Source organism: Bacillus xiamenensis, from assembly GCF_000300535.1.
GTDB classification, from domain to species: Bacteria; Bacillota; Bacilli; order Bacillales; family Bacillaceae; genus Bacillus; species Bacillus xiamenensis.
Map to the genome: position 1 here is coordinate 1 of NZ_AMSH01000101.1, position 4,636 is coordinate 4,636.

General features: G+C 41.9%; 5 protein-coding genes. All 5 read left to right on the forward strand.

The window, feature by feature from the left end; translation table 11 throughout:
• The first annotated feature begins 75 nt into the window (after positions 1–75).
• Positions 76–258 (forward strand): hypothetical protein, encoded by a 183-nt coding sequence (locus BA1_RS17935; protein WP_008362098.1) that lies wholly within the window; start codon positions 76–78, stop codon positions 256–258.
• 643 nt (positions 259–901) lie between these two features.
• Entirely contained in the window at positions 902–2,179 is a 1,278-nt protein-coding gene (locus BA1_RS17945; protein WP_008362103.1) for a site-specific DNA-methyltransferase, read from the forward strand.
• A 139-nt stretch (positions 2,180–2,318) separates the two neighbouring features.
• Positions 2,319–2,567 carry a hypothetical protein gene (locus BA1_RS17950; RefSeq protein WP_008362105.1) on the forward strand — a complete coding sequence of 83 codons (249 nt, stop codon included), beginning with the start codon at positions 2,319–2,321 and terminating at the stop codon, positions 2,565–2,567.
• Between the two features lie 47 nt (positions 2,568–2,614).
• The gene (gene terS, locus BA1_RS17955; RefSeq protein WP_008362107.1) at positions 2,615–3,499 is read left to right on the forward strand and encodes a phage terminase small subunit; all 885 of its coding nucleotides are present in this window, start codon (positions 2,615–2,617) and stop codon (positions 3,497–3,499) included.
• Positions 3,500–3,510: 11 nt separating this feature from the next.
• Positions 3,511–4,636, forward strand: a 1,126-nt coding sequence (locus tag BA1_RS17960) for a PBSX family phage terminase large subunit (RefSeq protein WP_162130802.1), incomplete at its 3' end; no start/stop codon positions are given.

Consider the following 4,636-nt stretch of genomic DNA (forward strand, 5'->3'; position numbering starts at 1 on the left):
AGTGTAGTCATCATTTCAAAATCTATTTAAGCGAATAGCGTAAGGCGGTGCTTATTCGGCAAGGAGAGTATGAACATGAAGATCAGGGATTCTTTATCTGTAGAAACAACGAAGCAATTAAAGCGCATTGCTCCTGGTTCTAATCGAAAGAAGAAGAGCAATGCTGATCCGATAACAAAGCGAGATTGGGAAGAAATCATGGGAACGAGACGCGAAACGTATCAACGACAAGGCGGCCGGGTCCGAAGAAAACGCTGATTTGATGGGAACAGTCGTCTTTTGGGTGTGCGCGAAACGTATCAACGACAAGGCGGCCGGATCCGAAGAAAACGATGATTTGATGGGAACAGTCGTCTTTTGGGTGTATGGCTGCAGATGCTTTGGTGAGGGATAGGAGCGCAAAAATATAAAAAGGGAGATGATGAGCATGGCATCAAAATTTGGTGTATCTGCTAATCCAAAAAAAGCGAATCACATTTTAGGAAAGGACAAGGTTGTGGTTGTTGCGATGGATTTGGCGTATCTGCGAATCCAACAAAAGCAAATCATAAAATCGGAGAGGATAAGGTCGTACGAATTGCGGTGCAAAACCACAACGACTTTAGTGCTGGTCCAAACCTTATTCCTCAACGTAAGGAAGGTGGCAAGTGGGTAACACTTAAAACGAACAGCCCAAACCCACTCAACCCAGGTGAAAAACTTTATGATCAATTTGACATCAAGGAATCATTTGGGAACAAAAAAGGTACTTATCGCTTTAGGGTAGATGTAGAACGCTACGACAAAAAGGGCAATCATGTTGCAACCCTTGGGACATTCTACACTAGCGAATTTTACATTAAGTAAGCAGCTGATGCCGCCTTTAGGGCGGCATCATTTGTTTTTATAGGAGGAAACAGCGATGAATATCAAAACAATCCCCGTACATAAAATTAATCCTGCACCATATAATCCCCGCATCGATCTGCAGCCAGGAGATCACGAGTACGATTCACTAAAACAATCCATAGATAAGTTTGGATACGTTGATCCGCTAATCTGGAATGAACGGACAGGTCACCTTGTAGGCGGTCATCAACGTTTCAAAGTATTGATGGAAGATAAACCGTCTGAAATTCTGGTATCAGTGGTTTCTTTAAATGACCAGGATGAAAAGGCCCTAAACGTAGCATTAAACAAAATCAGTGGCCATTGGGATGAAAACAAACTTGAAAAACTTTTAACAGAACTAAAGGATAACAATCTTGATCTAGAAACTATTGGATTTACTGAAGAAGAATATGAAGATCTTATAGACAGTGTTTCTATTGAGAATGAAATTGTGGTTGTTGAGGAAGATAATTTTGATGTGCAAGAGGCACTAGACAATATAAAAGAACCAGAAACAAAGTATGGGGATGTATGGCGGCTTGGCCGGCATACCCTAGTGTGTGGAGACGCGACAAAGATAGAGGATGTTGACCGATTGATGTCTGGCCATAAAGCAGATCTAGTCATAACTGATCCACCTTATAATGTAGCGGTGAAAAGTGATAGTAAAAAGTTAAATGATGATGGCCATGCATCAATATTAAACGATTCTATGGATGATGGTCAGTTTGATTTATTTTTAAGAGAAGTGTTCCTGAATTATTCAAGAATCATGAACGAAAAGGCAGCTATATATGTTTTTCATGCTGCTTCCTATCAACGCGCTTTTGAGAATGAGATGCGTCACGCAGATATTGATATAAGATCACAGTGTATTTGGGTAAAAAACTCACCGACATTCGGATGGGCGCAATATAAATACATGCACGAACCGGTTTTCTATGCATTCAAAAAAGGCTATTCACCTAATTGGTATGGAGATAGAAAACAAGTTACTGTTTGGAGAGCTGATACCTCTGAAGAAGGAGAACCAGCAACAATTTGGGAAGTTTCCCGCGGTGATACTACAAAATATGTTCATCCTACACAGAAGCCGCTTGATCTTATTAATATTCCCCTAAGTAATAGCAGTAAAAAAGGTGATAGAGTAGTGGATTTCTTTGGGGGAAGCGGGTCGACTCTTATGACATGTGAGCAAACTGATAGAGAGGCCCTTCTTTTGGAGCTCGATCCGTATTTTTGCGATGTAATTAAAAAGAGATTCGCTGAATTTACGGGAGTTGAACCTGAGTTGGTTTCTTCTTTATAAAATAAAAAAGAGGGTGCTGACAACACCCTCCCTTCAAAGACAGAAAGAACCTCCCTGCCTAAGAGCGTGATCAAGACGCGGCCGCGTTTGTGGGAAAATATCACGCTCTCACCCACTATTGTAATGGAGGTTAGGGAGAATGACAATAGAAAATGCAAACACACGTTCCCTTTCTGACGAAGAAAAGAAAGAAATGCTTATGATCCTTCAAGCTGAACAGGCTGAAGGTATAGATAAATCAAAAGAGAACTATCGTAAAATTGCACAAGCTTGCATCTCTCAATGGGTTAGAGACTTTAAAGCAGGAAGCATCAAATTGTCTACTGTGGAAGATCTGAAGAAGCTCATAGAACTCGACATCGATCTTCAGAAGCATGACGATATTTGAAAACAAACTCAAACTTAATTCAGCAGCTCGGAGGTGGGTGATATGTAATGGCTAGACCGAGAAATCCTAAAAGAGATCAGGCATTCCAATTGTGGAAGGCAAGCAATGGAACCCGCTTACTGAAAGACATTGCTGAAGAATTAGAGTGTTCTCAATCCCTTATCCGCAAGTGGAAGAACCAAGACTCTTGGGATGAGAAATTGAATGGTAACGTTACTAAACCAAAAGAGAAAACCAATGGTAACGTTACTAAACGTCCTGGTGCTCCGAAAGGGAGTAAAAACGCCAGAGGTAATAAAGGAGGAAAAGCGCCGCCTGGTAACCAAAATGCTAAAGGCAATAGGGGTGGCGCAGCTCCTAAAGGCAACAAGAATTCATTCAAGACCGGTGAATATGAAACGATCATGTTTGAGTACATGGATGAAAAGGAGCAGAAGCTTTTTACTGAGATTGAGACTGATCCTCTGTACCAAATTGATCTATCAATACGATTGTTGAGCGTTCGTGAAACAAGAATGATGCGCTTGATCACTAAATACGAGAATGGATTGACTGATAAGCAGCGGACAGTCTTGCAGCAAATGCGGAAAATGAAAGATGTTGTTCAGGCTCCAGATAAAAATGGTCTGATTAAAGCTGTTCCGATAACTAATGAACGTCTAGCAGTGGTCCAGATCGAGGAGACAGACTCACCGCTGCTGGAGAAGATATTGAGCATAGAAGACGCTCTGACACGTGTGACCGCACAACGTGATAAAGCCATTAGGCAGAAAGTCGACATAATGAAAACAATGTCTGAATATGAATTGAGGCTTCGTGGCCTTGATCTTGCAAACCGAACGAGAGAAGCAGAGCTGGAGCGGATCACCGCACGTCCTGTTGATGATTCTGTACAAATAACAATTAAGCGGAAGAATAAAGGTGATGGCTGATGGTTCAAATGATGGAGAAGGAAGTCAATCCACACTTTGAAGATTTTCTCTTTGATTGGGATCAGAAGTTTCAATTCTTGGTGGGCGGTTACGGCTCCTCCAAAAGCTATCATATTGCCCTGAAGCTCATCTTAAAGTTGCTAGATGAAAAGAGAACAGCCCTTGTTATTCGTGAAGTCTATGACACGCACAGGGATTCTACGTTTTCTTTATTTGAAGAGATCGTGAATGATCTTGGACTCGATCATGTAATTCAGTGCCGGACATCACCGCTCATGCTTAAATTTCACAATGGCAGCCGGATCATCTTCAAAGGCTTGGACAAGCCTGCCAAGCTGAAGTCGATCAACAACATCTCGATCATATGGATTGAGGAATGTTCCGAGGTTAAGTATGAGGGATTCAAGGAGCTGCTTGGTCGTTTGCGCCATCCAACATTGCAGCTGCATATGATCCTATCGACGAACCCTGTCGGCCAGGATAATTGGACGTACAGACATTTCTTTAAGGATGATCAGAACAACCGCTTCATCCTGGATGATGAAAGGTTATACAAAGAGCGAACGATCTCCATCAACGATACGTACTATCACCACTCGACGGCAGAAGATAACCTATTTCTACCTGTGAGCTATATCAAGCAGCTGGATGAACTAAAAGAATACGATCCCGACCTTTATCGCATAGCCCGAAAAGGTCATTTTGGCATTAACGGAATTCGTGTTCTTCCTCAATTCGAGGTGCAGCCACATGAAGATGTCATGTTAGCAATCTCAAATATCAATCGTCCTTTGCTTAGAGCGGGCATGGACTTTGGTTTCGTAGAGTCTTATAACGCTTTGATTCGACTGGCCGTCGATCACGAGAAGAAATATCTATATATCTATTGGGAGTATTATCAAAAGGGCACAACCGATGATGAAACTGTACAAGAGCTCATCGAATTTACAAAAACAAAAGAGCTGATCAAAGCGGATGCAGCTGAACCGAAAACCATCGCATACTTCAGGAAGATGGGATACAACATGGTGGCGGCTCATAAGTTCCAAGGATCACGCTTGCAGTACACCAAGAAGATCAAGCGGTTTAAGAAAATCATTTGTTCCGACTCATGCAAAAACACGATCTATGAGCTTC

Bases quoted from the DNA above. Each gene is read 5' to 3' on its own strand.
- BA1_RS17935 (WP_008362098.1), top strand. From the start codon at position 76: ATGAAGATCAGGGATTCTTTATCTGTAGAAACAACGAAGCAATTAAAG.
- BA1_RS17945 (WP_008362103.1), top strand. From the start codon at position 902: ATGAATATCAAAACAATCCCCGTACATAAAATTAATCCTGCACCATAT.
- BA1_RS17950 (WP_008362105.1), top strand. From the start codon at position 2,319: ATGACAATAGAAAATGCAAACACACGTTCCCTTTCTGACGAAGAAAAG.
- terS (WP_008362107.1), top strand. From the start codon at position 2,615: ATGGCTAGACCGAGAAATCCTAAAAGAGATCAGGCATTCCAATTGTGG.